This window comes from Gallaecimonas mangrovi (assembly GCF_003367375.1).
GTDB lineage: Bacteria > Pseudomonadota > Gammaproteobacteria > Enterobacterales > Gallaecimonadaceae > Gallaecimonas > Gallaecimonas mangrovi.
In genome coordinates this window covers 1,149,277-1,174,566 of sequence record NZ_CP031416.1, presented here as the reverse complement: position 1 = coordinate 1,174,566, position 25,290 = coordinate 1,149,277, and the positions used below count along the sequence as shown (strand labels likewise).

General features: G+C 52.5%; 20 protein-coding genes and 1 pseudogene. 15 read left to right on the top strand and 6 right to left on the bottom strand.

The genetic code is table 11. The features are described 5' to 3' along the window. Nucleotides 1-10: 10 nt before the first annotated feature. A complete protein-coding gene (gene cfa, locus DW350_RS05545) occupies nucleotides 11-1,138 on the bottom strand; it encodes a cyclopropane fatty acyl phospholipid synthase (protein WP_115720573.1) in 1,128 nt (375 codons plus the stop codon). 220 nt (nucleotides 1,139-1,358) lie between these two features. Here cfa and DW350_RS05540 point away from each other — a divergent pair, with 220 nt between their 5' ends. The 5 genes from DW350_RS05540 (at nucleotide 1,359) to DW350_RS05520 (ending at nucleotide 8,820) form a co-directional block, all read left to right on the top strand. Beyond that, nucleotides 1,359-1,952, top strand: coding sequence for a TetR-like C-terminal domain-containing protein (locus tag DW350_RS05540; RefSeq protein WP_115717921.1), 594 nt, complete (start codon nucleotides 1,359-1,361; stop codon nucleotides 1,950-1,952). Further along, entirely contained in the window at nucleotides 1,949-3,802 is a 1,854-nt protein-coding gene (locus DW350_RS05535; protein WP_115717920.1) for an MFS transporter, read from the top strand. The genes DW350_RS05540 and DW350_RS05535 overlap by 4 nt, the downstream gene beginning before the upstream one ends. Nucleotides 3,803-3,962: 160 nt before the next feature. Beyond that, nucleotides 3,963-5,621, top strand: a complete 1,659-nt coding sequence (locus DW350_RS05530; protein WP_336406976.1) for a DUF8614 domain-containing protein — start codon at nucleotides 3,963-3,965, stop codon at nucleotides 5,619-5,621. A 123-nt stretch (nucleotides 5,622-5,744) separates the two neighbouring features. Then, entirely contained in the window at nucleotides 5,745-7,763 is a 2,019-nt protein-coding gene (locus DW350_RS05525; RefSeq protein WP_115720572.1) for an MGH1-like glycoside hydrolase domain-containing protein, read from the top strand. A gap of 109 nt (nucleotides 7,764-7,872) precedes the next feature. Further along, complete coding sequence (locus DW350_RS05520) at nucleotides 7,873-8,820, top strand: sensor domain-containing diguanylate cyclase (protein ID WP_115717918.1); 948 nt, start codon at nucleotides 7,873-7,875, stop codon at nucleotides 8,818-8,820. A 16-nt stretch (nucleotides 8,821-8,836) separates the two neighbouring features. Here DW350_RS05520 and qhpR read toward each other — a convergent pair whose 3' ends face one another. Then, nucleotides 8,837-9,874, bottom strand: a complete 1,038-nt coding sequence (gene qhpR, locus DW350_RS05515; protein WP_226911397.1) for an AraC-like transcriptional regulator QhpR — start codon at nucleotides 9,872-9,874, stop codon at nucleotides 8,837-8,839. A gap of 139 nt (nucleotides 9,875-10,013) precedes the next feature. Then, nucleotides 10,014-11,018, bottom strand: coding sequence for a phosphotransferase enzyme family protein (locus DW350_RS05510; RefSeq protein ID WP_115717916.1), 1,005 nt, complete (start codon nucleotides 11,016-11,018; stop codon nucleotides 10,014-10,016). 228 nt (nucleotides 11,019-11,246) lie between these two features. On the opposite strand from DW350_RS05510, the gene DW350_RS05505 reads away from it, so the two are divergent. The 5 genes and pseudogenes from DW350_RS05505 (at nucleotide 11,247) to DW350_RS05480 (ending at nucleotide 17,192) form a co-directional block, all read left to right on the top strand. Then, nucleotides 11,247-12,557 (top strand): aspartate aminotransferase family protein, encoded by a 1,311-nt coding sequence (locus DW350_RS05505; RefSeq protein ID WP_115717915.1) that lies wholly within the window; start codon nucleotides 11,247-11,249, stop codon nucleotides 12,555-12,557. Nucleotides 12,558-12,592: 35 nt separating this feature from the next. Beyond that, a pseudogene (gene eat, locus DW350_RS05500) lies at nucleotides 12,593-13,956 on the top strand (ethanolamine permease). 816 nt (nucleotides 13,957-14,772) lie between these two features. Beyond that, complete coding sequence (locus DW350_RS05495) at nucleotides 14,773-15,126, top strand: hypothetical protein (RefSeq protein ID WP_115717914.1); 354 nt, start codon at nucleotides 14,773-14,775, stop codon at nucleotides 15,124-15,126. A gap of 413 nt (nucleotides 15,127-15,539) precedes the next feature. Then, a complete protein-coding gene (locus DW350_RS05490) occupies nucleotides 15,540-16,004 on the top strand; it encodes a GNAT family N-acetyltransferase (protein WP_115717913.1) in 465 nt (154 codons plus the stop codon). 594 nt (nucleotides 16,005-16,598) lie between these two features. Continuing rightward, nucleotides 16,599-17,192, top strand: coding sequence for a DUF4304 domain-containing protein (locus DW350_RS05480; protein WP_115717911.1), 594 nt, complete (start codon nucleotides 16,599-16,601; stop codon nucleotides 17,190-17,192). Nucleotides 17,193-17,323: 131 nt separating this feature from the next. Here DW350_RS05480 and DW350_RS05475 read toward each other — a convergent pair whose 3' ends face one another. After that, nucleotides 17,324-17,644, bottom strand: coding sequence for a hypothetical protein (locus tag DW350_RS05475; protein ID WP_115717910.1), 321 nt, complete (start codon nucleotides 17,642-17,644; stop codon nucleotides 17,324-17,326). A 159-nt stretch (nucleotides 17,645-17,803) separates the two neighbouring features. Between DW350_RS05475 and DW350_RS05470 the strand changes: the two genes are divergently transcribed. After that, nucleotides 17,804-19,357, top strand: coding sequence for a cryptochrome/photolyase family protein (locus DW350_RS05470; RefSeq protein WP_115717909.1), 1,554 nt, complete (start codon nucleotides 17,804-17,806; stop codon nucleotides 19,355-19,357). Here the strand turns inward: DW350_RS05470 and DW350_RS05465 are convergent. After that, nucleotides 19,352-20,293 carry an NAD-dependent epimerase/dehydratase family protein gene (locus DW350_RS05465; protein WP_115717908.1) on the bottom strand — a complete coding sequence of 314 codons (942 nt, stop codon included), beginning with the start codon at nucleotides 20,291-20,293 and terminating at the stop codon, nucleotides 19,352-19,354. The genes DW350_RS05470 and DW350_RS05465 overlap by 6 nt on opposite strands. A 94-nt stretch (nucleotides 20,294-20,387) precedes the next feature. Here DW350_RS05465 and DW350_RS05460 point away from each other — a divergent pair, with 94 nt between their 5' ends. Further along, on the top strand, nucleotides 20,388-21,269 hold the full coding sequence (locus tag DW350_RS05460; protein WP_115717907.1) for a LysR family transcriptional regulator: 882 nt from the start codon (nucleotides 20,388-20,390) through the stop codon (nucleotides 21,267-21,269). Here the strand turns inward: DW350_RS05460 and DW350_RS05455 are convergent. Beyond that, on the bottom strand, nucleotides 21,259-22,074 hold the full coding sequence (locus tag DW350_RS05455; RefSeq protein ID WP_115720571.1) for an acyl-CoA thioesterase: 816 nt from the start codon (nucleotides 22,072-22,074) through the stop codon (nucleotides 21,259-21,261). The genes DW350_RS05460 and DW350_RS05455 overlap by 11 nt on opposite strands. Nucleotides 22,075-22,186: 112 nt before the next feature. Here DW350_RS05455 and DW350_RS05450 point away from each other — a divergent pair, with 112 nt between their 5' ends. From DW350_RS05450 to DW350_RS05440, 3 genes are all read left to right on the top strand, one after another. Beyond that, nucleotides 22,187-22,726: a nucleotidyltransferase family protein gene (locus tag DW350_RS05450; RefSeq protein WP_115717906.1), complete on the top strand. Its 540-nt coding sequence runs from the start codon at nucleotides 22,187-22,189 to the stop codon at nucleotides 22,724-22,726. A gap of 79 nt (nucleotides 22,727-22,805) precedes the next feature. Further along, nucleotides 22,806-24,734, top strand: a complete 1,929-nt coding sequence (locus tag DW350_RS05445; RefSeq protein WP_115717905.1) for a glycoside hydrolase family 43 protein — start codon at nucleotides 22,806-22,808, stop codon at nucleotides 24,732-24,734. Between the two features lie 206 nt (nucleotides 24,735-24,940). Continuing rightward, nucleotides 24,941-25,162, top strand: a complete 222-nt coding sequence (locus DW350_RS05440; RefSeq protein ID WP_115717904.1) for a hypothetical protein — start codon at nucleotides 24,941-24,943, stop codon at nucleotides 25,160-25,162. Nucleotides 25,163-25,290: the final 128 nt, after the last annotated feature.

Here is a 25,290-nt window from a genome sequence, read left to right as displayed (position 1 = left end):
TTTTAAGTGCTTAAACCACCCTTGGTGCACCGCCAATTACCCCTTGCGGTGACATCAAAAATTGCCACAACTGCACATCCCGGGCACGAAAGGCACCGGCGCAAGACAATAAATAGTAACGCCACATCCGATAAAAACGCGGCGGGTAATTGTCGGCAAAGTCAGGCCAGATCTTCTCGAAGTTGTCGTACCAGGCCATCAGCGTTTTATCGTAATCAGAACCAAAGTTGTGGAGATCTTCGACGATCAGATTGCCTTCAGCCGCATCCGCCACCTGGCCGATGGAGGGCAAGTCGCCATTGGGGAAAATATACTTATCTACCCAGGGGTCGGGGGTGCTTTTACGGTAATTCTTACCAATGGTGTGCAGTAGCATTAAGCCATCAGGTGCCAAACAGCGACTGGCCACTTCCATAAAGGTGCGGTGATTCTTGTGGCCCACATGTTCAAACATGCCGATGCTGGAGATGCGGTCAAATGGCTCGTTAAGGTTGCGGTAGTCTTCCAGACGGATCTCAAGATCAAGATGGCTATAGCGTTTTAGGGCATACTGCTGCTGCTCTTTGGAGATGGTCACCCCAACCCCTTTCACACCATAATGCTCAGCGGCATAACCTAAAAAGCTACCCCAGCCACAACCGATATCCAGCACCTTCATACCCGGTTTCAAGCCGAGCTTACGGCACACTAAATCCAGCTTGGCTTCTTGCGCTTCTTCTAGGGTGTTGGCGTTATTCCAGTAACCACAAGAATACACAAGGCGATGGTCAAGCATGCCTTCATAAAATTGGTTACCAATATCGTAGTGCTGTTCCCCAACCTGCCAGGCTCGCCGGCGGTTCTGAAGATTAAACATTTTGGCCCGCATCACTTGGCCAATCAGTTTCCAGGGATTGAGATAACTTGGGATATCTGCACGCAGCAGCTTGTAGAAAAACTGGTCGAGGGACTCGGCGTCCCAGTCGCCCTGCATGTAACACTCACCTAACCCGAGATTACCTCTGGCCAGGGCATCATCAACAACGCGGCTATTATGGATTTGCATATCCCAAGGCCGGTCACCATTGATTTTTATGTCCGCCTTGGACAGCAATTCTTCCGCCAGCTTTAACGACGAACCGCCCTTAAGCGGTTTCATAACGGTACTGACCTTGCTCGGTGAATTGGTCACCTGAACCTCCTTTACGCAAGCGTCGGTTGGTTTACACGGCTCCCCCAATCTTTATAACCATGCCTTAGGGGCTATTACATAATCAACCTTTGTAAAAAGATTAAAAGTTAATCACCTCGTAATGGCCTGTTGCGTTATCAGTAACTTTGCCTTAGTGTAAAAAAACACCGTTCGATTAAGAGCTATTATGGGTAGAAGAAATGATCACAGTGCCGATGAGTTCGACCAGATGGTGGTGCGAACTGTCTGGCACTGGTTAGAAAGCCGCAGCGCGAGCGAACTTAGCCTGAGAAAAATAGCCGGGCTGATTGGTTACGCGCCCAGTACATTGGTGTCCGTTTATGGCAGTTATTCGTTGCTGCTGTTACGGGTGAATAGTTTCATCCTGGATCAGCTCACCCTGGCATTAAAAGAACAAGTACAAAGTGATTCACCCCGGGAACAGCTTTTGGAAACAGCCCTAGCCTATTTAGGCTTTGCCAAGCAATATCCCCACGCCTTTCGTTTGGTGTTTGAACACAAAATGCCAGAGGGGCAAAAACTGCCCGCGTTTTTCAATGAAAAACTCGCTGCCATGTTCGACATGGTCGAGGGCCCGTTAACCGTGCTTCATAACCATCTGACATCACAGCAGTTAGAGATGGAAGCGCGTATGTTGTGGGCCAGCGTGCACGGTATCTGTAATTTAGATATTGACGACAAATTATTCTGGGACGGCGGCGGTGGCGAAGCGCTTATCTGCACGCTATTAGGCAATTTGCTGGATAAGGAAAGCCCATGAAAATGTTATTAGCCCAGCGCCGTTTCGGGCCGCTCTTTTTTACCCAAGCCTTTGGCGCCGCCAACGACAATCTCTTTAAAAACGCCCTAATGTTACTGCTGACTTTTGGCTCCAGCCAATTGCTGCCCTGGAAAGACACCTCCTTAACCGTCAACATCGCCGCCGGTCTTTTTATCCTGCCTTTTTTATTGTTTTCAGCCCCGGCCGGGCACTTAGCCGACGGCATGGATAAAGCCAAACTCATTCGCCATATCAAACTGTGGGAAATTATTATTATGAGTGGCGCCGTATTGGCGCTATGGACCAATCAATATCTATTGCTGCTGGGCATTTTATTTTTAATGGGTACCCAATCGGCCTTTTTTGGCCCGGTAAAATACGCCATTTTGCCGCAGCTTTTAAAACCCAACGAGCTTATCGCCGGTAATGCCTGGGTAGAAATGGGCACCTTTATTGCCATTTTAATTGGCACCATTGCCGGTGGTTTGGTGGTTGGCTTCAAGGCTGTCACCCTGTGTTTGTCGATTGGGCTATTGGCCTTGGCCATTGTCGGGTATCTAGCCTCTTGCCTTATTCCCGCGGCCCCGCCGACTGAAGCCAAAGGGTTTGAATTTAAGCCGGTTCGCCAAACGCTTGACATGTTCCGTATTGGCCACCAAAACCAAGCGCTGTTTTTGTCGATATTGGCCATCAGTTGGTTTTGGTTTTTGGGTGCCGGTTATTTAACGCAGTTTGCTAACTTTGCCCGCCTCAACTTGGCCGGAGACAACACCGTGGTCACCGCCTTGCTGGTGGCGTTTTCGGTTGGTGTTGCTATCGGCTCCATGCTCTGTGAAAAACTCTCCGGCGAACAGGTTGAACTGGGCTTGGTGCCTATTGGTGCCCTGGGCTTAACCTTGTTTGGCTTGGAGCTGGCACTGGCCTCCCCTACCGCTAGCGGCCAAAAACTAATGGTGCTTGGCGACTTTTTAACCCAAGCCTACGGCTGGCGTGTGCTGATTGATTTGACCCTTATTGGCATCTTCGGCGGCCTTTTTATTGTGCCGTTATATGCCTTTTTGCAATCACGGGCCGAGGCTGGGCAGCGGGCCCGGGTGATTGCCGCCAATAACGTTATCAATGCGCTTTTTATGGTGGCAAGTGCGGTGGTGGGTATCGTGCTACTCAGCCTGTTAAAGCTCAGTATTCCGCAATACTTTGTGGTGCTGGCCGTGCTCAACGCCTGCGTCAGCGTTTATGTGTTTCTTAAATTGCCAGAGTTTGTATTGCGGCTATGCGTGTGGCTGCTAAGCCACACCCTTTACCGGGTAAAAAACACCGGTCTTGAACAGATCCCCAAACAGGGCCCGGCGCTATTGGTGTGCAACCATGTCAGCTTTGTCGATGCCCTGATCCTTGCTGGCAGTTGCCGCCGGCCGGTGCGCTTTGTCATGGATAAAAGCATCTACCAAATACCGGTGCTGAACTGGTTATTTAAAGTCGCGAAAACCATTCCTATCTGTTCACAAAAGCAGGATGAAAAGATTTATCACGCCGCTTTTGAGCAAATCGATAACGAGCTCGCCAACGACGAAGTGGTGTGTATCTTCCCCGAAGGCAAGCTCACCCGTAATGGCCAAATCAATACCTTTAGGCCCGGCGTTGAAAAAATTCTTGAAAACCGCAAGGTGCCGGTGGTGCCCATGGCCCTTAAGGGACTATGGGGCAGCTTTTTCAGCCACGAAGGTAAAGGCCCCTTTAAGCCCGGCAAGGGCCGTTTCTGGTCAAAGGTGGAAGTGCATGTTGGCAGCCCCATCCCCGGCGAAGAAGCCAGCGCCGCCTTGTTAGAACAAAAGGTCAAAGCCTTATAAAAGGAGCCGCCCTTGGGGCGGCTTTTTATTGACCACCGCTGGCCAGCTCAATCGTTAAATTCACGTTAAAGTTACTTTACATTAACAAGGCATTAGTCCATGTTGTGGGCCGCCCAGGCTCCCTCGCCGTATCAGGGGCCCAAAACAAGAGGACATGTTGGTGAAAAAATCACTTATCGCCATGGCTCTGGTCGCCGGTTTAATAGCAGCACCGGCGTTTTCAGCCAGCACCGAAACGGACAATAGCCACTACGACCTTCAAGCCCAGCGCAATAAAATTGTGCCGGTAAAGATGCAGGTTAATACCGCCTTTTTAAGCGCCGAAGAAAAGCAGGTGGTGAATAAACTCATCAAGGCCGCCGATTTGATGAGCGACATTTATCTTCGCCAGGTCAATGAGCAAAACCCGGTAACCCGCGCCGCCATTGCCCAGTCCAACCGGCCCGATAAAGCCTTGCTGCTCAATATGTTCGACGAGCACTTTGGCCCCTGGGACAGCCTTGCCGCTGGCCACCCTTTTTGGGGCAACACCCCCAATCCGCCTGGCGCTGGCTTTTACCCGGCCGACATGACCAAAGCGGAATTTAACGCCTGGCTGGCCAAACACCCAGAAGACAAGGCCGCCTTTACCAGCGAATACACGGTGATCCGTCGCAGTGGCAACAAGCTGGTCGCCATTCCTTATTCCAAGTACTACAAAAAGTGGCTGGAGCCAGCGGCAAAATTGCTGGAAGAAGCAGCCAGCATTACCAGTAATGCCTCCTTGAAAAACTTCCTGACGCTGCGCGCCAAAGCCTTTCGCAGCGACGACTATTTTGCTTCCGAAATCGCCTGGATGGACTTAAAAGATACCCCCATCGAAGTGGCGATTGGCCCTTATGAAACCTACACCGACGGTTTATTCGGTTACAAAACAGCCTTCGAAGCCTTTGTCACCATCAAGGATCCAAAAGCCTCGGCCAAGCTTGACCGTTTTAAAAAGTACCTGCGCGACATGGAAGCCAACTTGCCGGTACCGGACTTTTACAAAAACTTTAAGCGCGGCTTTGCCTCACCCATTGCCGTGGCCGACCAAATTCAAGGTGGTGGCGACAACGTACCCGGGGTGCAAACCATCGCCTTTAACTTGCCCAATGACGAGCGGGTACGGGAAGCAAAAGGTGCTAAAAAGGTTTTGTTAAACAACGTGATGGCAGCCAAGTTTGAGCGCATCATGAAACCAATGGCCACCCACATTTTGGTGCCAGAACAAGCCAAACTGCTGGACCAAAAGTACTTTGGCTACGAAACCCTGTTCCACGAAATGTCGCACTCATTAGGCCCAGGTAGCATCACCGTTAACGGTAAAGCCACCACCGTTGCCGCGCAGCTTCAAGAGCTTTATTCAGGCATTGAAGAAGGCAAAGCCGATGTAATGGGTGCTTACAACATTCTGTTTTTAATGAAAAAAGGTGAGCTACCTGTCAGCGAGAAGCAAAACCTGCTGGCCACCTACGCCGCCGGCCTGTTCCGTTCCATGCGCTTTGGTGTCCACGAAGCGCACGGCATTGGTGCCGCCTACCAATACAGCTACTTTGTTGACCATGGCGCCTTGAACCTGCAAAAAAATGGCCTTTATCGCATCGACTTTAAAAAGCTCGAGCAAGCCATTGGCGGCTTGGTGCAAGACGTGGTGGTGATCCAAGGCGACGGTAACTACGACAAGGCCAAAGCCTTTTTAGCCAAATACGGCCACATTGACGACGGGGTGCGCCACGTTAATCAAAGCCTGGGCGATGTGCCGGTGGATATTCAGCCGCTCTACCCACGGGAAATTTAACCCCCCAAAAGCCCCGCTAAAGCGGGGCTTTTTATTGCTGCGCAAACAGCTATTGGGGTTTTCATCGCGCTAAGACAAAGGCATGATAAATCTTCATACAAATAAACAAGAATGCAGCAAATCATGAACATAAAACCGTTATCGCTATTGGCGGCAGCGACGCTCTGGGGAGCGGCTATCAGCGCCAATGCCACACCGGTGCTCAACGAAAGCGCCATCGCCCAGCAACAGTTTGGCCAAGACGCCCCTTGGTATGAACACAACATTCCCTTTTTTGAAGCGTCCAACCCGCTGCTGGTCAACATTTATTACTACCGCTGGAAACTGTTTCGTGCTCACCAGCGCGATCTCGGGGCAAAAGGCTATATCTCAACCGAGTTTTTAGATGATGTTGGCTGGCAACGTGAGCCCTATGCCAGCCTGAACGACGCCACCGGCTTTCATATTTTAGAAGGCCGCTGGCTGCGCAACCGCCGCTACACCGACGATTACATTCGTTACATGTACCAAAGCGGCGGCAACGACAGGCACTTTTCCGAAGCCATTGCCGATGCCAGCTATCAGCGCTATTTGGTTGACGGCAACAAGGCGTTTATCCTCAAACAGCTGCCAGCGATGGAAAAAATCTATCGCCAATGGCAAGACCATTTTGACGCCAAGCAAGGATTGTATTGGGTAGAGCCCATTGCCGATGCCACCGAATACACCATTTCGTCTATTGATGCCTCCGGCGGCAAAGACGGCTTTTTTAAAGGTTTTGCCTTCAGGCCGACCATTAACAGCTACATGGTGGCCAACGCCGAGGCCATCAGTCACCTCGCCGCCTTGGCTGGCAATAAAAACACCGCCGCCCGCTACCAACACACCGCCAGCACCCTAAAAAACCAGCTCATTAACCGGCTTTGGGACCCAAAGCTTGGCCACTTTGCCGACCGCTATAAAGAAGACAATCAGTTTGTGCATTACGGTGATTTTATCCGTGGCCCGGAACTGGCAGGCTTTGTGCCCTGGACTTACAACCTGGTGCCAGACACGCCCAAATATGCGGCCGCCTGGCAGCGGCTGCTCAGTGCCAGCGGTTTTGCCGGCCGCTTTGGGCTTCGCACCGTTACCCCCGACTACCAGTACTACATGAAGCAGTACCGCTACTTTGCCCCAACAGGGGCGCCTGAATGCCAATGGAACGGCCCGGTTTGGCCTTACCAAACCACGCAGGTACTTACCGCCATGGCCAACGTGCTGGAAAACGACCACCAGCAACAGGTAACCAAGGCCGACTACATGCAGCTGCTTAACCAATATGCGGCGCTGCATATGATGAATAACCAACCGGACTTACAAGAAGACTACGACCCGGACAACGGCAAGGTGATTGTTGGCCTTGACCGCAGTCACCACTATTTTCACTCGGGCTTTAACGATCTGATTATCTCGGGGCTGGTGGGCGTTAGGCCAAGCGGTACCAACCGCTTAACCGTCTCGCCGCTGGTGCCAACAGATGGGCCAGAAGCGCTGCGCTATTTTGCGCTGCAATCGCTGCCCTACCACGGGCATTTGTTGTCGGTAGTCTACGACCGCGACGGCAAGCACTATGGCAGCAAGGGGCTTAGGGTCTACGTTGACGGTAAAAAAGCGGCTGAGCGCCAAACACTTGGCCCCCTCACACTGACCATTAACCAAGCTAAATTGGCGGCCTATTCGGCGCCTATCGACCAACTGGTGCAGCTTGATAAAAAGGGCTACCCCAAATTATCGGCCTCACAAAACACCGACATTAACGCCCTGCACCAGGCGGTAGACGGCCGGGTGTGGTTCTTTCCGGAACTTGCCAACGGCTGGGACGCCAAGGCTGAAGGCGAAAAGCCTGCTTGGTATCAGCTGGATTTTGCTAAGCCCCGGCATTTGTCAGGCACCGAGCTGAGCTTTTTTGCCGCAGACAAAGGCTATAGCGCCCCCAATGCCTACCGGGTTGAAGCCTGGATTGGCGGTAAGTGGCAAACCTTGGCAGAGCACCAAGCGCCGGTTGCTGGCGGTATTAACCACGACCACTTTCAAGCGGTTACCACCCAAAAGCTGCGGTTGCAATTTCGCCTAGCCCCGCAAAAAACCATGCGCTTGGTGGAAATAAAGGCCTTTGACTAACCCGAAAAAGCCGCCGCAAAGGCGGCTTTCTTCCCCCAGGCCCGCCAAGCGCTTTACAAGCACTAATATTGAGGCCAGCATAAGGCAGTATTGGTTATTTTCAGGCGCTATGACCCCTTCCAAGCTCGAACAAGAACTGACCCAACTTCGTAAGGAAAATGCCCGCCTCAAGCGCATTGCCAATGACGCCCGGCAAAAGCTCGATGCTGCCCTCGATGGCACCGGCCTATGCCTTTGGCAACTGGAGGTGCCCACCGGCAAACTGGTGATTTTTAACCGCCGCTGGGGCGCCATGTTGGGCTTTGAACCCAAAGAGCTTAATGCCCATTTTGATGTGTGGCACGACAAGCTTCACCCCGATGACAGGGCCGAAGTGGTGGCCGCTTTTGAAAGCCACCTGGCCGGGGAAAGCCCCTTCTACCAAGTGATGCACCGCATGCTGGGTAAAGACGGTTCCGTTACCTGGGTGCTTGACCGTGGCCGGGTGGTGGAATGGGACGAGCAGCAAAAACCCCTCAAGGTGATGGGCACCCATATCGACATCACCAAAGAAAAGGAATACGAGCAAAAGCTCGCCGCCCTCGCCCACCAGGACCCATTAACCGGCCTTGCCAACCGCAGCGCCCTTCACCAGCACTTTGACCTTCTAAAAGCACAAGGCCCCTTGTGCCTAGCCTTTATGGACTTGGACGATTTTAAAAAGGTTAACGACACCCTTGGCCACCGCAGTGGCGACGACTTACTGCGGGCCCTTACCCGCCGTTTGCAAGCCGAGCTGCCAGCAGGCGTGATATTGGGGCGTTTAGGGGGCGACGAATTTGTCATGCTGTTGCCAATGGCAATCAGCAACCCGGCCTTACAAACTCTGGCGCAGCGGCTGATTGATACGCTAGAGCCAGCCTTTGAATTGGATAATGGCGAGGCGCAGGTAGGCATTTCCATTGGTATTGAAAGTACCCAGCCACAAGACAGCTTTGACGATGTGATGGTACGGGCAGATTTGGCCATGTATCAGGTGAAAAAAGCCGGTAAACGCGGTTTTTTGTTTCACCAGTAACACGCTTTCCCTTACTTTAAGCTTCTTTGCGCCATTGCCGTGGGCTGATGCCAAACCAGCGGCGAAAGGCCCTGGAAAAGGCACTAACCTCGGAATAACCCAGTAACAAGGCCATTTGTGAAATGGGTAATTGCCGCTGCTGCAAATAATAGGTGGCCATCTCGCAGCGCACCTTTTCCACCACGGCGGTAAAGCTCAAGCCTTGCTCTTTTAAACGCCGCTGCAACGACCAGCTGGAAAGCCCCATTGGCTCGGCCACATCTTCCAGTGCCGGCTCTCCTTGTGGCAGCAACTGGCGCACCCGTTCCCGGGCCAAATCCACCAGCCCTTGCTGGCTGCTTTGGCTATTTAAACGGCGAATGGCATCTTGCATCACCATCAACAGCATCGGGTCGCTGTCGGGCATTGGCCGCTGCAGATCGCGTTTTGGGATCAGCATCGAGTTAAAGGGTTGGTCAAAATAGACTTGTGCATCAAAGGCTTTACAGTGTTCATGCCAGGCCTCGGGCTGGGGGTGTTCAAAATGCACTTCCCGTGGCGCCCACAGCTTACCGGCACCATGGCGCACCAGGTTTAGCACCATACCCATGGTAAGTTCCGCATCCTGGCGGCGGCATAAAATAGCGCCGTGGCGCACCTGATAATCCAAGCGCCAGCAGTCGCCCTTATCAACCAAGCGAATTAAGGTGTCGTGCTGGTGGTAAGGAAAGGCCCCCACCCAGTTTTGTAACGCCGACTCTAAGGTGTTTGAACACAAACCAATGTAACCAATCAGCCCTAATGACTGCGGTTTGAACTGCTTGCCGTAGTGCAAACCGAAGTTATCACAGCCCGAATGGCGCGCCGCTTCTTCCATAACCCGGCAGTAATTCGCCAGGTTCAGGCTTAACGTTGGCTGCGCCAGCAATTCCGGGTCCACGCCGCTGATGCCAAGAATATGGTCGGCATCTCCGCCCTTTTCACCAATAAAATCGCTAAGCCCGGTTGCTGCTGCCGAGAGTACGCCACGGTTGCCGCCAAAAAGCTCGGCGCTTGCTAATAACGAGCCTTCCATGTTCATCTCCTAGAGAAAGTGCAGCTACTGTGGCTCGCAAATTTTGTACCAGCGACAAGGCCGCCCTGAGCCGCCATTTTGGGGTGACAACTGCTCAAAATAGCACCAAAAAGGTGCGCTTTTGCCCCTCACTGGTGCACTAACAGCCCACCGGTAGCTGTGCTTGCTCAAGGTAGCGGCGCAATAAACGCAGCGAATGCAAGGCCCAATCTGGCCCCAAACTGCGGGTTTGTTCGGTATCGGCGTGAGAGCCGGTCCAGGCCAGCATTTGAATGCGCCGCTGGGCAATAAGGCTGGGCAAAATGGCTATATCGGCGTCGCTGATACTGGCGTGTTGCTGGTAGCCCTCAAGCCAGGCTTCGACCCAATACCGGGCATTCGGCTGGTGCTCCTCAAAGCTAAGGGCCGCGGCTAAGTCGTGCATATACCAGCCAAAACCGCAGTCATCAAAGTCGATAACCCGGGTTTGGCCCTGGTGCAATAACAGGTTGGTTAACCGCAGATCGGCATGAATAAGGCCAAAGCGATCGCTGGCTTTGCCGTAATCGGCCAGCTCACTTTCAATGCGTGCCAGCGCCGCTTCTATCACTGGCCAATCGGCCTTTTGTAAATTCACCGCATCTTGCCAGCGCCCCCAATGGGCCTGGTCGCTAACCATGGTGCTGTGGTCCCATAATATGCGCGAAAAGGCCGGCGGTTTTTGCCATTGCCGAGCGTGCTGGTGCAGCTTTGCGGTAATGGCGCCAAGCTGGCCAAAGGCCTTTGGGTCTACCGCACTGGTAGGCATAACCCCTTCAATCCAATGGAAAAGTACAGCGTGGCGCGGCGTTTGTGCCGGTACCGCCAAGGTCAGTACTCGCTCGCCTTCCTCACTTAAAATTGCCTGGGGCACCGCCATGCCAGCCTCGGTTAGCGCCGCCAGCCAATCCAGCTCGCTCTCGATGTCTTGCTTGCGGTGATAGCCGCCGCGGTGCAGCCGCAGCGCATAACGCCGCGCCCCGGCCTTAACTAAAAAAGTGGCGTTCTCGGAGCGGCAAAGCAGGCTTAACTGCCCTTGGTAAGCCGCCGGATACTGGGCCATTGCCGCTGCCGCCAAGGCATGCAGGCTTGGGTTGTCCAGGGTGTCATATTGGGTGGCACTCATCTTCGACTCCAGCCGTGGATTTAACGCATCCCCAGCATGAAAGCGCAGCGCTTAGCGCGCTTGACCCAGCACCACCGCAACTTGACCACAAGACACAAAAACGTCACACCGCCGCGCAAACTTGACCGCACAGCGCAGCATTCAGTGCGGTGCGGTCAAGTTTGTTGGCAAAAAGCCCCGGCATTATCAAAACACGCTTGGCAATAGCCACAGACCCAAGGAGTACCCATGCTAAAAACCAATGCCTTTGACGCCCAAACGGCTGGCGCCATCAGCGCCGACAAGCTGGCGATGATTGAAAAGCGCCGCCGGTTATTAGGCCCGGCCTATCAGCTGTTCTACCAAGATCCGCTGCACCTGGTAAAAGGAGAAGGGGTTTGGGTATTCGACGTTGATGGCCGCCGCTATTTAGACGTTTACAACAACGTGCCGTCGGTGGGCCACTGCCACCCGCATGTGCTAAAAGCCCTGACCGAACAAGCGGGTATGCTCAATACCCATACCCGCTATTTGCACGACAACGTATTGAATTTCGCCGAAAAACTCATTGGCACCATGCCAAAGGAACTGGCGCAGGTAATGTTTACCTGTACCGGCTCTGAAGCCAACGACCTGGCGCTGCGCATCGCTGAAGACTTTACCGGCGGCACCGGCGTTATCGTTACCGACTATTCCTACCACGGCATGACCAAGGCCATTGCCGCCACCTCGGCGTCGATGCTGCCCTATGTGAAATTAGGCAGCGACGTGCGCACCGTGGCAGCGCCTGTGCACAATCCTGAACACCCAGAGCAAGTTGGCAAGCAATTTGCTGCGAACGTACGGGAAGCGTTGGCCGATATGGCCCGTCACGGCATCAAACCGGCGGCCATTTTAATTGACACCTTCTTTACCAGCGACGGCGGCTTTTTTGACCCGCCCGGCTTTTTACAAGAAGCCATTGCCGCAGTAAGGGAGGCCGGTGGTCTTTATATTGCCGACGAAGTGCAGCCCGGTTATGGCCGCAGTGGCGAGCACATGTGGGGCTTTGAGCGCCACAACCTAGTGCCCGACTTGGTGACACTGGGCAAACCCATGGGCAATGGTCACCCCATGGCGGCCACCGTGGTTAAACCCCATATTCTGGAACGTTTTGGCAGTGAATCGAGCTACTTCAATACCTTTGGCGGCAACACGGTGTCGTCAGCGGTAGGCCTGGCGGTATTGGAAGTGATTGAGCAGGAAAACTTACTGCCATCGGTTTACAAGGCGGGCCGCGCCATTGTCGGCGGCATTGAGGCCTTGGCCGAACGTTTTGAAGGCATTGGCCAGGTTCGAGGCGCTGGGCTCTTTGTCGGGGTGGATTTCGTCGATAAAGACGGCAACCCCGACCCGGCCAGGGCCATTGAAGTGGTGAACGACTTGCGCCAGCACGGGGTGCTGATTGGTGCATCAGGCCCCCATGCCAACATTCTCAAGATCCGGCCACCGCTGGTGTTTACCGACCAGCATGCCCAGATCCTGGTGAGCACCCTTGAGAAAGTGCTTGCCAACCCCTGACCCGGCGCCAAGCGCCGCCTAACAAGGAGAGTGTCATGACAACCAAGCTCAAGCCCACTTTGGGCACCCTGCATTTATGGGGTATTGCCGTTGGCCTGGTCATATCCGGCGAGTATTTCGGCTGGAGCTATGGCTGGGGTGTGGCCGGAACCCTAGGGTTTCTGATCACCACCGCCCTTATCGCCGTAATGTATACCTGCTTTATTTTCAGCTTTACCGAACTGACTACCGCTATCCCCCACGCCGGTGGCCCCTTTGCCTACAGCCGCCGCGCCTTTGGTGAAACCGGCGGCCTTGTTGCCGGTATGGCCACCTTAATCGAGTTTGTGTTTGCACCGCCCGCCATTGCCATGGCCATTGGTGCTTACCTCAACGTGCAATTCCCGGAACTCAACCCCAAATACGCCGCTGTGGCAGCCTATTTGGTGTTTATGACCCTCAACATCCTTGGGGTAAAACTGGCTGCCACCTTTGAGCTGCTGGTCACCCTGTTGGCAGTGCTGGAACTGCTGGTGTTTATGGGGGTGGTATCACCGGGATTCAGTGTCAGCAACTTCGTGGCCAATGGTTGGGCCGGTGCAGACAGTTTCAGCAGCAAAAGCCTGGCCGGTGTCTTCGCTGCCATACCGTTTGCTATCTGGTTCTTCCTGGCCATCGAAGGGCTGCCATGGCAGCAGAAGAAGCCAAAGATCCGAAAAGAACCATTCCCAAAGCCTATATCAGCGGCATTTTAACGCTGGTGGTATTGGCCCTGGGGGTAATGGTGCTGGCCGGTGGCGCTGGCGACTGGCGCAAACTGTCGGACATTAACGATCCCCTGCCCCAGGCCATGAAAATGGTGGTGGGTGCCAACTCCGGCTGGATGCACATGCTGGTGTGGATTGGTTTGTTCGGGCTGATTGCCAGCTTCCATGGCATTATTTTGGGCTATTCCCGCCAGTTCTTTGCCCTGGCCCGGGCCGGTTATCTGCCGGGCGGCCTGTCTAAGCTGTCGCGTTTTCAAACCCCGCACCGCGCCATTATTACCGGCGGCATTATTGGCATTATTGCCATCTTCTCCGACAGCCTGGTGAACATTGGTGGCAACAGCCTGACCGCCGCCATGATCACCATGGCGGTATTTGGCGCCATCGTTATGTACCTGATGAGCATGCTGAGCCTCTTTAAACTGCGCAAAGCCGAACCCGCTCTTGAGCGCACCTTTAAAGCACCGGGTTATCCGCTGGTGCCGGGCATCGCCCTGGTGCTGTCGTTCATCTGTTTGGTGGCCATGTTCTACTTCAACCCCATTATTGGTGCCATCTTTATTGGCTTTATGGCGGTGGGCTATTTGTACTTCTCGGTAACCAAAGCCCAGCGCGACGCCGCGCCGCAAGACATCTTATTGCACCAAAAGTAATTTCCCTTGGTCTAGCGCTTTGACACACTCCCTTTGACCGGCCTGTTGGCCGGCTTTTTTGTGCTGATTTATTGGCGAATTTGTGATGCAAACGGTTGGGCTGTAACGAGCGGTTGTGGTTTATTAGGCACTGAATTTGTGTGATTTTTTAAGTCGCCTAGGTAAGCATGTTTTGGCGGCAGCTAGTAACGCTGTTTGGTGACGAGGTGGTAGGAACCACCAGGGACGGGTAACAACTCAAGACGAGAAAGGGACTTTGGATAACCTGATTCCACGGGCGGTAGCGTCGATTGAGCCTTTTACTAATAAATCAATAATAAACTGATAATTAACGATTTTTATTCGATCCCTATTATCCCTCGTTGCTCCTTTATACGCCGGTTTGCGCACCGGCAGGCGCCCTACTTTTGTTTCGACAAAAGTAGGCAAAACCATCGCCCATGTTCCGCGATGTCTTTGCTTCTGGTCGTTCTCGGTTCACCGGTTCATACGCGTGTCCTGACGCGTACTCACCTGCTTCGACATCCCTGTCTCAGCTGCCCCTTCACTCTCGACAGCAAAGCGCTTCACTTAACGGGCAATAAGAGCGGTGTTAGCGGCAGGCTTTGCTTCACGCGTTTTGTCCGACGTGATGATAACGAGCGCATGTCTCGCATAAAAAAGAGACCGCTCGATTTTGTGGAGCCATTCTTGGCTTTTACAATAGGATTTAAAGGAGGATCAGTAGGTTAAGCTTGTAATACCAACTGGTCATATGAGTGAAAGCGAGCGCACTCACTAATAAAACTGTTATATGGCCAAAAGGAAGATCAGGATATGAGCCTAAACCTTTATATGAAAACGGATAAGTTTCAGTCTAATAAGGGGATGGCTGAATTTTTTCATGCTGAGCTTACCCGACGAGGATTCGAATTATCTGCTCCCGAACATGAAGACTATATGTACTCTATAGAGTCCACGATAGACGGTGAAGTTGTCATTTTCTACATGGGCAAGAACGATGAGGAATCATCTCCTCCTCTATGGCAGGTTTGGCCTGAACAAAGAATTCCGTTCTTAAAGAAATTGTTTGGCAAACCCAATAAAGAGCCCGAGAAGAAAGCCAAACAATCTTTGGAGGAGATAGTAAACAACATAGAGGGCGTAGATTGTGTTGAATGGGCCATATAACAAAAAAGTTTAGAAGTGGATGTCTTTTTTTTAAATCTGGTTGAGAAAAGGGCTGCTCATTGAAACCACCAGAACTGTGTTTACATACAGCACATCTAGTCTGCCTTGGCGATTCTGGCACCTTTATTACGCACACTTGGCTCATATATTCCGATAGGATGTCTACAAGGTATTGATTAATATAAGTTAGTAATGAGGTCCGACTTCAAGATAAGAAGCCGGTCCAACCAGCAAAAGAAGCCGACTCGTTTTCACGCAAGATGATAAATAGGGTCGCAGATATCGTTAGGAAAATCAGATGGTTAAAACCGACACTCCTAGTGATCTGATGAGTGAAAACGAGCCGGCTTCATAACTATTGTTCTACAGCCTGAGACCGAGTATTACCTAATCATTCAAAATAGAAGTAGAGAATGAATATCCAGTTAAAAGAAATAGATCGTTCAAATTATCAAGAATGTATAGATTTGAAAGTTAATTCAGATCAACAGAATTACGTAGCGCCGAACATTATTTCTTTAGTCGAAGCAGCATATGAACCAGATTTGTATCCCTTGGGCATTTACGATGACGAGAAATTTATTGGCTTTATTCTCTTTGATTTCGATAAAGAAATTAATGGGTGGTCAATGAGTCGATTTATGATTGGTAGCGAATACCAAGGAAAGGGATACGGAAAAGAATCACTCAAAGTCTTCTTGGCGTTTTTTAATGCAAAATTCGGCAATGTTACACTGTATACAAGTGCAGAATTAGAGAACGAAATCGCTATTCACTTGTATGAATCATTCGGTTTTAAACGACAGAATAACTTTGAGTACGAGCACAAAGGTAAGCTGTACCGAGAAACAAGGATGGTACTTGAGGCGAATAGATAATTAAGGATTAGTGCCAGAAATGGCAGTAGAACAAGTCGCTGCAATTGACAAAATACATGTCACGCATTTTGCAGAGCAAAATGACGCGCCAAGTATTTTGCAACTGAGCTCGGCGTTATGTGCCATGGTGAAGCTATGATTAGGCTCCTGAAATTTATATTTATCGTTGCGCCGTGCGTAACCGTGTATTTCTTCAGCCTCTTAGTAGTTCTTATGGCTTTGAGTGATGCAGAGGGAGGCCGAGTGGGTGTTCTGCTGCTAGCGCTATCAATTGCCGTGCTCGCTGTATTGGCCACCACTTGGGCGGCAGGCTTTTGGGGGCGTTGGTGGTTTCCTGCAACATTTATGGTTTTGCCATTTGTTGTGTTCGTGGACTTCATTTTGTCGTCCATTTTGGGCATACCACCAATGGTACTTACCGTTTGTTGCTTTGTGGTTACCAGCGTCATCGGAAGTATGAAGCGTGTTGGCACATAACAAAGTTTTCAAATCGCCCAAACTGCGGGCTGGGACGCAAACTCGCTGGCTTGGCGCTTCGCGCAGTATAGCCAACGGTTTGCCCCCCTTAAAACGGCGTTATGCCCTTTGATAGCCATGAGCGAAATATCAAAAAAAATCGATGAAATCATAAATATGGAGCTAAAAGCCTTAATGAAGGCGAAAGGCTTCAAGAAGAAAGCTCGCAATTTCTATAAAGCGCTTGATGGTGGTGTTTTTCTATTGGTAAATGTGCAAGGCAGTATGTACAACGATAATCAGGATGCACGTTATACCGTAAATTTGGGTGTGTTCTTCCCAGAAATATATGAAATGGTTGGCTTCGGAAACGTAGATACAGTACCAAGCATTCCAGACTGCTCGATTTCAAAAAGAATAGGACATCTGAAACCTGAAAAAACAGACTTTTGGTGGCAATTAACGCCATCGTCTAACTTGCAGCAATTGGCCACTGATGTTTCAGCTTCAGTAGAGCGATATGGCCTGCCGTGGTTGCAGGAGAATTCATCAATATCAGAAGCCTCGGCCGAACTGAAAGGGCAAAACCCATTCACAGCAGCTGCTACTGCTGTTATTGAGGGTAACAGAGCTGAGGCGGCAGATATCATAAATAGAATTATTTCCAAGGGTAGCGCTGCAAAAAGTAGAGCTATTTCTTGGGGCAAAAAGTACAAATTGCTGGAGGCATAACAAGGTGCTGCTTCGGACAATGGACTTCACCCACTTTATCAGACCTTCATCAATAACTGATAAAAAAGCATCGATACATATCCAATAAAGTGATGTTTTGTAAAACACCGCCTGGTATTTTACAAAGCCGCTTAGGTGTTTGCCCAAAACGCCCAGGCGTAATAGATAACCACTTCCAGTAGCACGGCGGCTGAAAACACGACCGAGCCCATATAAACACCTAATTCCGATTTGGGGTCGGTGCTGCCCCAGGGGTGCCAAATGGCGTTTACAAGACGAAATAGCCTTGGCATTTTCCAGGCGCGGCTGGCGGCAATGGCGCTGATGAGTAGCGGCAGCGCCCAAATAAGTAACACCCATATAGCGTGCAGGTGGTAGGCCGCGACATGGCTGGCAAGCATGGCGGTAATAAACACGGCGCCACTTTCAAACAAGTACCTAAAAATGCTCACAAGGCCCTCTCAAAACACCTAACCCATCTTTCGGGCCGCTATTTTTCCTCAACTGCGGGCATTTAGAAACACTTTATTAACCTGGCTGTGGCAATGGGCGTTGATCCCCCTCCCCCTACTGAGCGTAAGGTGGTGAGTAATTCAACCTGTTGGGCAGTTATGGCCTTTGTTAGTGGCAACTACCACACCTTGCGCGTGATCCTTGGCGACCAGTTAAATGCCAGTCACTCCTGGTTTAAGGCCGGCGACGATGGCGTTTTGTACCTGATTGCCGAATTCCCCTCTGAAGCCCATTACGTTAAGCACCACATTCAAAAGCTTTGTGCCTTTTTTCTGGCAATGGCGCGTTTTGCCGCCGCCCTTAACAGCGCCGGGCACAGGGTTTGTTACCTCACCTTGGACGACACCCAGCACTTGGGGTTTGGCGAAATCATCGAGCAGGTTTTTGGTGAGGCAGGCGCGATAAAGCTTGAGGTGCAAAGGCCCGATGAATACCGGGTGCTATCGGCCTATGAGGCCCTTGCCGAAAAGCTGCCGCTAACCATGGTCGATAGCGAGCATTTCTTGCTGCCTTTTACCGATATCCCTAAGCATTTTAAGGCCCAAAGTACTGTGCGCATGGAGCATTTTTACCGAAAAATGCGCCGCCGCTTTCAGGTGCTAATGACCGCCAACAAACCGGAAGGCGGGCGCTGGAATTTTGATGCCGACAACCGCAATAAACTCAAAGCGGCCGACCTTGCCGCCATTCCAGAACCCTTGTGTTTTAGCAATGATGTTAGCGCCATTCTTGAGCGCCTGGCGCGCCACCAGGTGCCAAGCATTGGCACTGCCCAAACGCAGTTGCTGTGGCCGGTAACCCGCCAGCAAGCCAAAGAGCTGCTGCACTATTTTTGCCAGCACTTACTGGCCAACTTTGGGCGTTTTCAAGACGCCATGACCGGCCAGTCCCCCCACCGCTGGAGCCTTTATCACTCGCGGCTGTCCTTTGCCCTTAACAGCAAAATGCTGAGCCCCTGGCAGGTGATAACAACAGCCATTAGTCACTACCGCCAGCAAAGCGACATTAACCTGGCCCAGGTGGAAGGTTTTGTTAGGCAAATTTTGGGCTGGCGCGAATATGTGCGCGGCATCTACTGGGCCAACATGCCAGACTACCACCAGCAAAACGCCCTGGCGGCCAGCCGGCCACTGCCCGACTATTTTTGGCATGGCCAAACCCAGATGCAGTGCATGGCCAGCGCCATTGGCCAATCGCTTCACTACGGCTATGCCCACCACATTCAGCGGCTTATGGTTACCGGTAATTTTTGCCTGTTAACCGGCATCCACCCTGACCACGTCGATGCCTGGTATTTAGGCATTTATGTTGATGCCATTGAATGGGTGGAACTGCCTAACACCCGCGGAATGAGCCAGTTTGCCGACGGCGGCTGGATAGCGTCAAAACCCTATTGCGCCTCCGGCAGTTACATTCAGCGCATGAGCGACTACTGCCAGCATTGCCACTATCAGGTAAAAGACAAAACCGGCCCCGACGCCTGCCCGTTTAACAGCCTTTACTGGCGCTTTATGCTGCACCACCGCCAGCGCCTGGCCCAGAACCCACGCCTGGGTATGCTTTATGGCAACTGGGACAAGCAAAGCCCGGCCGAACAAGCCGCAATACTGCAAAGGGCCGACTGGTGCCTTGAAAACCTCGATAAGTTATAAGCAGCCAAGGCCTTTTAAGGTGCTGGCAACCGCCTCATCAAGCGCGGTGTGGGGCTCTTCCCCTAAAAAGGCCAGTAGCTTGCTGTTATCCAAGCGCACTTCTTGCTGCCACAAATAGCGCATTTCCTGCACTTCACGAAAAGTGGCGTTAAAAACCCCCAGCAGCGGCACTAGCCACCAGGGAAAGGCCTTTATTGGCGGCCGCTGGCCCCTTTCGCGCTGCACCACCTCAGCAATGGCATTAGCCATTTGCTGGCCGCTGCTGTCCCAGTGGCCAGCAAAGTTAAAGCAGGCGTAACCCGGTAATTGCTGGCGGCGCTCCACCAGCACTACCATGGTTTTGGCCAAGTCGGGCAAATAAGCCCACTGGTGGCCCACCTTACCGGGGTTTAGCACCCGGCTTACCGCTTTACCGGGCTGAACCAATTGCGCAAACCAGTTATTACCGGCCTTGGGGCCAAAAAAGTCCCCCGCCCGCACCACGATGGCCCGGCCTCCTTGCGCAACAAAGCTGTCTAAGCGCTGCTCCATTTGTACTCGCACTTTGCCCTTGCCGCTTAACGGGTGCTGGGGCGATTGCTCGCTGATAAGGGGAAAACTGTCAGGCCCGTAGTTATACACATTGCCCGGCAGCAGCACCGCTGCCCCTTGCGCCTTGGCCGCCGCCAGGGTGTTTTCAAACATCACCGGCAGCAGCGTTTGCCAGTTTTTATAACCGGGCGGGTTAACCGCATGCACGATAACAGCGCAGCCTTCGGCCGCCTTTGCCACCGCACTTTGGTCCATGGCGTCACCTTGGCGCCACACAATGCCATCATCGCTTGTCTTGATATGGCGGGCCATTGCCACCACTTGCCAGCCGTTTTGCAGCAGCGCTTTTGCCACCTCACTGCCAATACCGCCTGTTGCCCCTAATACCAGTGCCTTTTTGCTCATCTTGTTCGCCTCAACCAAATGGATAGTGGCAGCTTAAGGCCATTGCCAACCAAACAAAATTGACGAAAACAACATTGCAGCCATACATTAATGCATGGATAAAAACCTTAGCTGGGAATGGTATCGCTCCTTTTTGGCGGTGATGCAACACGGTTCGCTGTCGGCAGCGGCCCGTGAACTCGGTAGTACCCAGCCTACCCTTGGCCGCCATATCACCGCCCTTGAGCGCCAGCTTGGCAAGGTGCTGTTTACCCGTGCCCAAGGCGGGCTCATTGCCAGCCAGGAAGCAAAAGCGTTGCTGCCCTTTGCCGAGCAAATGGCCAGTAGTGCCAAGGCTCTTCATCGCCTGGCCAGCAGCCAGGGCAGTCACATTGAAGGGGTGGTGCGCATTACTGCCAGCGACATCGTAGGGGTTGAGCTACTGCCGCCGATATTGGCCAAACTCTCGAACCGTTACCCGGCCCTGCAACTGGAATTGGACCTGTCTGACAAAGCGCAGGATCTGCTGCATCGCCAAGCCGATATTGCGGTGCGGATGTTTCGCCCCACCCAGCAGCAACTTATCGCCCGCAAGGTTGGTATGTTAGCGCTGGGGCTATATGCCAGCCCGGCCTATTTGGCCCATAAAACGCTGCCAACAGCCATGGCCGACCTAACAAGCCACGGCTTAATTGGTTTTGACCACACCAGCGCTTTTATTCGCGATGCCAGCAAACAGCTGGCGGTTAGCGAATTTGAACGCCGCCGTTTTGCCCTGGCCACCGACTCTAACGTGGCGCAGCTGGCCATGATAAAAGCCGGGCTTGGCATCGGTTTTTGCCAGGACGTTATCGCCAAGCGTTACGCACTCTGCCCGGTGCTCCCCGAGATTCGTTTAAACCTTGAGGCCTGGCTGGTGATGCACGAAGACTTAAAACACAGCAAGGCCTGCCAAGCGGTCTTTAGCGCCCTGGCCGAAGGCATGGTTACTCTTTGAAGTACACCGTTTGACTGGTGGTTACCAACAGCTCGCCATCGGCACCCCACAGCTCAGCGCTTTGGTCAAAATAGCCGTTGTAAAAACGGTTGGCCCAAGCCCGGCCCAATAAATGGCGCTGGCCCTGACGGGCAAGCGCGGCGCCGTCGGCATGAAAAATCACGCTCATCGATACCGTGCCCACCAATGCCAGCCCCTGGCGCTTCACAAAAAGCCGCGGAAAGAAAATATCACTAAGGGCGGCAAGGGCCGGGAAGTCCAGCGCCCGTGGTGGCTGGTCTCTTACCCATAACAGGCTGTCAGAGGTACTGGGTAGCCTTGGCTCACTTTGTAAAATGGGCGCCACGCTGCCGCTGATAAAGCGAAGGTCATAGTTTTTAAAAAAGCCTGGCAAACCAGCAATGGCCGACATTACCGGCACCGTGTTAACCGACGGCGCGCCGGGGTACTGGGCGGCTGATGCCGACCAGGTTTCACGGCGCAGAGCGCAAACCACGGTGGCGGTCATCGCCACTTGTTGCTGCTGAATAAGCTCAACATACCAATGCTGGGTTGAGCGGTTGGTGCGGGTGGCTTTGGCGTTAATTTCATAGTCGCCGTCGTTAACAGGGGCGGCAAAATTCACCGTTAGCGCCACCGGTTCGCCCTGGCAAGCCTCATGCTTTAATACCGCCTGCAACATCACCGCTGCCAAGGCGCCGCCAAAGGGGCCAACCATGTTGTCATAGGCGGCAACGGTTTGGCCTTGGTAATGGCCGTTGCTGCCGGTTAAGGTAATGACGTCGTCAAAAGGATGTGCTGCCATTTTCTGCCTCAACAAAATGCCGTAACTGCGCTGATAGTAACTGGTCAGATGAGAACAAACAAATGACAAAAGCTCCCTTGCTACCAAGGTATAACAACGGCTTGTTAGCACCATGAATGCCCTGCTAGCGCTGCTAAAAAACGACCCGCTGCGTTGGCGCGCCCTGCAAATAGTGCAGGCCTACGGCCCCGCCAACAGCTACCTTGCCGCCGGTTTTGTGCGCAACTTGGTGTGGGACCATCTGCACCAAAAAAACACCGCCCTTAACGATATTGATGTGGTGTATTTCAGCCCGCAAGCAGGCGGCGATGCCGCCTTTGAAACACGCCTAAAAGCCAAGGCCCCCGAGTTTAATTGGCAGGTGCGCAACCAGGCTTTTATGCATCAACGTAATGGCGACAGGCCCTATACCAGCGTGGTTGATGCCATGCGTTTTTGGCCGGAAAAGGAAACGGCGGTGGCGGTGCGTTTAGATGCAACGGGCACCCTTGATTGCATCAGCGCTTTTGGTGTTGAGCGGCTTTTCGCGCTGACCATTACCCCAAACCCGGCCCGAGATCCGGCGATAGTGAGTGCGCGCATGGCGGCCAAAAACTGGCTAGAGATTTGGCCAAAGCTCACCGTGCAGCAAGGATGTGACCAACCCGGCTAAACGGCGCATGCCAGTTGCAAAAAATGGCCTTATCACGGCAGTCTAGGCTTTGCCTGCTTGTTAAAAGATATTGATAACCATGAAAAAAACCTGGCTGTATTTATTGGCACTGCTGTGCTGTTCGGCGTTTGCGAAGCCCCCTGAACAAAAAGACCTTACCGCTTATCTGTTTGTGTATTTCACTGGCAATAAGGTCAGTGAAGAGGCCATTCACTTCGCGGTCAGCGCCGATGGTTATCACTACTACGCCCTCAACCATAACCAGCCAGTGCTGGACTCCAAACGCATTAGCTCTTCTGGCGGCGTGCGCGACCCACACATTCTTCGCAGCCAAGATGGCCAGCACTTTTATATGGTGGCCACCGACATGACCGCCAGCAAGGGCTGGGATTCCAACCGCGCCATGGTGTTACTGAAATCCACCGACCTGGTGCACTGGCAATCAAGGGTGGTGAATATTCAGCAGCGTTTTAGCGGTAACAGCACCCTTAAACGGGTGTGGGCACCGGAAACCATTTTTGATGCCAAGGCCGGTAAATACCTGATTTACTTTTCAATGAAGCACGGCAATTCCCCCGACAAGCTCTATTACAGCTATGCCAACCCAAGCTTTACCGACCTTGCAACAACGCCAAAGCCGCTCTTTACCCCGGCCAGCGGCAAGGCCGCCATTGATGCCGACATCATTGAAAAAGACAGCCTCTACCACCTTTTTTATAAAACCGAGGGCCACGGCGACGGCATCAAAGAGGCCACCAGCCACAGCCTTACCGCCAACCAATGGCAAGAGCAAAACGATTACAAACAGCAAACCCAAGACGCAGTAGAAGGCGCCGGCGTCTTTAAGCTCAGCAATACCGACAGCTACATTTTGATGTACGACGTCTACAAAAAAGGCCGCTACCAATTTACCCAAAGTCAGGATCTGCGCCATTTCACGGCAGTGGATAATGACATCAGCATGGATTTTCACCCGCGCCATGGCACCGTTATGGCCATTACCCGCCAGGAGTTACAAAGGCTGTTTCGGGCCTTTGGCAAACCCAGCCATTACCCGCCCCTGAACCACAACCCGGTGATTGCCGGCTATTACGCCGACCCCGACGCCTTGTATTCGCACCTTACCCACCGCTACTACATCTACCCCACCAGTGATGGCTTTACCGGCTGGAGCGGCGATGATTTCAAGGCCTTTTCTTCGGCTAACCTCAGCGATTGGCGCGCCGAAGGCAGCATTTTGAACCTGAAAACCGAGGTTAGCTGGGCCAACAGCCATGCCTGGGCACCGACAATGGCCGAGAAAAAAATCCATGGCCACTACCGTTACTTTTTCTACTTTACCGCCGACGGCAACATTGGCGTGGCGTCCAGTGCTAGCCCCACAGGGCCTTTTGTCGATTCAGGAAAACCGCTGATATCCACCTTGCCCAAAGGCGTTAGCGGCGGCCAACAAATTGACCCGGCGGTCTTTACCGACCCGAAAACCGGCAAGTCTTACCTTTATTGGGGCAATGGTTACATGGCGGTAGCCGAGCTTAGCGATGACATGCTGTCGTTAAAGCCCGGCACGACCCGGACTATTACCCCCGATAGCGACTTTCGTGAAGGCTCAAAAGTGTTTTACCGCCAGGGTATTTACTACTTTTTATGGAGCCAAGACGACACCCGCAGCCCCAATTATCAGGTGCGCTACGGCACCAGCGACAACCCCTATGGCCCCATTCGGGTACCCAAGCACAACTTGGTGATCGCCAAAGATCCCGCCAAAGGCATTTATGGCACCGGCCATAATGGGGTGATTAAAGTGGCGGGCCGTGATGAGTGGTATTTGCTGTATCACCGTTTTTCCATTCCTAATGGCATCACCATGGGCGACGCTGCCGGTTACCACCGTGAAGTGTGCATCGACAAGCTGCACTTTGGCCCTGATGGCCACATTGTGCCGGTTATTCCCACCTTAAAAGGCGTTCAACCCCTGCCTAAAGCCAAGCTGAAAAATAGCGGCTAACCGCAGCGCGGTTTTAAAAACTGTGACGTTATAAGCAACTGCCAAAAAACCTTGGCCGTTGCTTTTATTTTGAGCAGCGAGCAACTTTTTGTTCAGCAACTTTGTTCCACTATGACTTGGCAAAGCGTGAATTACTCAACTTCAGCTCGCTTTTTTCCGCCACAGCACACGGCTTTTGGCCGGAAAAGCCAACCAGGAGAAGTCAGATGGAACTAGTTGACATAAAAGAGCTTTTTGGCAAGGTTGCCAATCTATTTACCCTGCTTGGCACCGCCTTTTTCGCCCTAATTACCCTCGGCACCCTGGCCGACCTGTGTTGGGCCAATAACTTCAGAGACATTGTGGTTACCCTGGGCCAGGCAATCTGCTGTTCCTTGATTGGTTACGTGTTTTGGTGGGGTTATAACTACGGCCACCAGCATCACTAATTACCCATTGGGGCCAGCTAATACCTGGCCTTTTCTCGCCTCATTCTAAGCCTGCTACTTAGCGCCTACTGGCAAGCCAGTGGCGCCTTAAGTTGTTATATTGTGCCCCTGACGTTTTTAAAGGCGGT

Bases quoted from the DNA above. Each gene is read 5' to 3' on its own strand.
- DW350_RS05510 (WP_115717916.1), bottom strand. From the start codon at position 11,018: ATGAGTGCCACCCAATATGACACCCTGGACAACCCAAGCCTGCATGCC.
- DW350_RS05525 (WP_115720572.1), top strand. From the start codon at position 5,745: ATGAACATAAAACCGTTATCGCTATTGGCGGCAGCGACGCTCTGGGGA.
- DW350_RS05460 (WP_115717907.1), top strand. From the start codon at position 20,388: ATGGATAAAAACCTTAGCTGGGAATGGTATCGCTCCTTTTTGGCGGTG.
- DW350_RS05495 (WP_115717914.1), top strand. From the start codon at position 14,773: ATGAGCCTAAACCTTTATATGAAAACGGATAAGTTTCAGTCTAATAAG.
- DW350_RS05540 (WP_115717921.1), top strand. From the start codon at position 1,359: ATGGGTAGAAGAAATGATCACAGTGCCGATGAGTTCGACCAGATGGTG.
- DW350_RS05505 (WP_115717915.1), top strand. From the start codon at position 11,247: ATGCTAAAAACCAATGCCTTTGACGCCCAAACGGCTGGCGCCATCAGC.
- DW350_RS05440 (WP_115717904.1), top strand. From the start codon at position 24,941: ATGGAACTAGTTGACATAAAAGAGCTTTTTGGCAAGGTTGCCAATCTA.
- DW350_RS05520 (WP_115717918.1), top strand. From the start codon at position 7,873: ATGACCCCTTCCAAGCTCGAACAAGAACTGACCCAACTTCGTAAGGAA.
- DW350_RS05470 (WP_115717909.1), top strand. From the start codon at position 17,804: ATGGCCTTTGTTAGTGGCAACTACCACACCTTGCGCGTGATCCTTGGC.
- qhpR (WP_226911397.1), bottom strand. From the start codon at position 9,874: ATGGAAGGCTCGTTATTAGCAAGCGCCGAGCTTTTTGGCGGCAACCGT.
- DW350_RS05450 (WP_115717906.1), top strand. From the start codon at position 22,187: ATGAATGCCCTGCTAGCGCTGCTAAAAAACGACCCGCTGCGTTGGCGC.
- DW350_RS05480 (WP_115717911.1), top strand. From the start codon at position 16,599: ATGAGCGAAATATCAAAAAAAATCGATGAAATCATAAATATGGAGCTA.
- DW350_RS05445 (WP_115717905.1), top strand. From the start codon at position 22,806: ATGAAAAAAACCTGGCTGTATTTATTGGCACTGCTGTGCTGTTCGGCG.
- DW350_RS05465 (WP_115717908.1), bottom strand. From the start codon at position 20,293: ATGAGCAAAAAGGCACTGGTATTAGGGGCAACAGGCGGTATTGGCAGT.
- DW350_RS05490 (WP_115717913.1), top strand. From the start codon at position 15,540: ATGAATATCCAGTTAAAAGAAATAGATCGTTCAAATTATCAAGAATGT.
- DW350_RS05535 (WP_115717920.1), top strand. From the start codon at position 1,949: ATGAAAATGTTATTAGCCCAGCGCCGTTTCGGGCCGCTCTTTTTTACC.
- DW350_RS05455 (WP_115720571.1), bottom strand. From the start codon at position 22,074: ATGGCAGCACATCCTTTTGACGACGTCATTACCTTAACCGGCAGCAAC.
- cfa (WP_115720573.1), bottom strand. From the start codon at position 1,138: ATGAAACCGCTTAAGGGCGGTTCGTCGTTAAAGCTGGCGGAAGAATTG.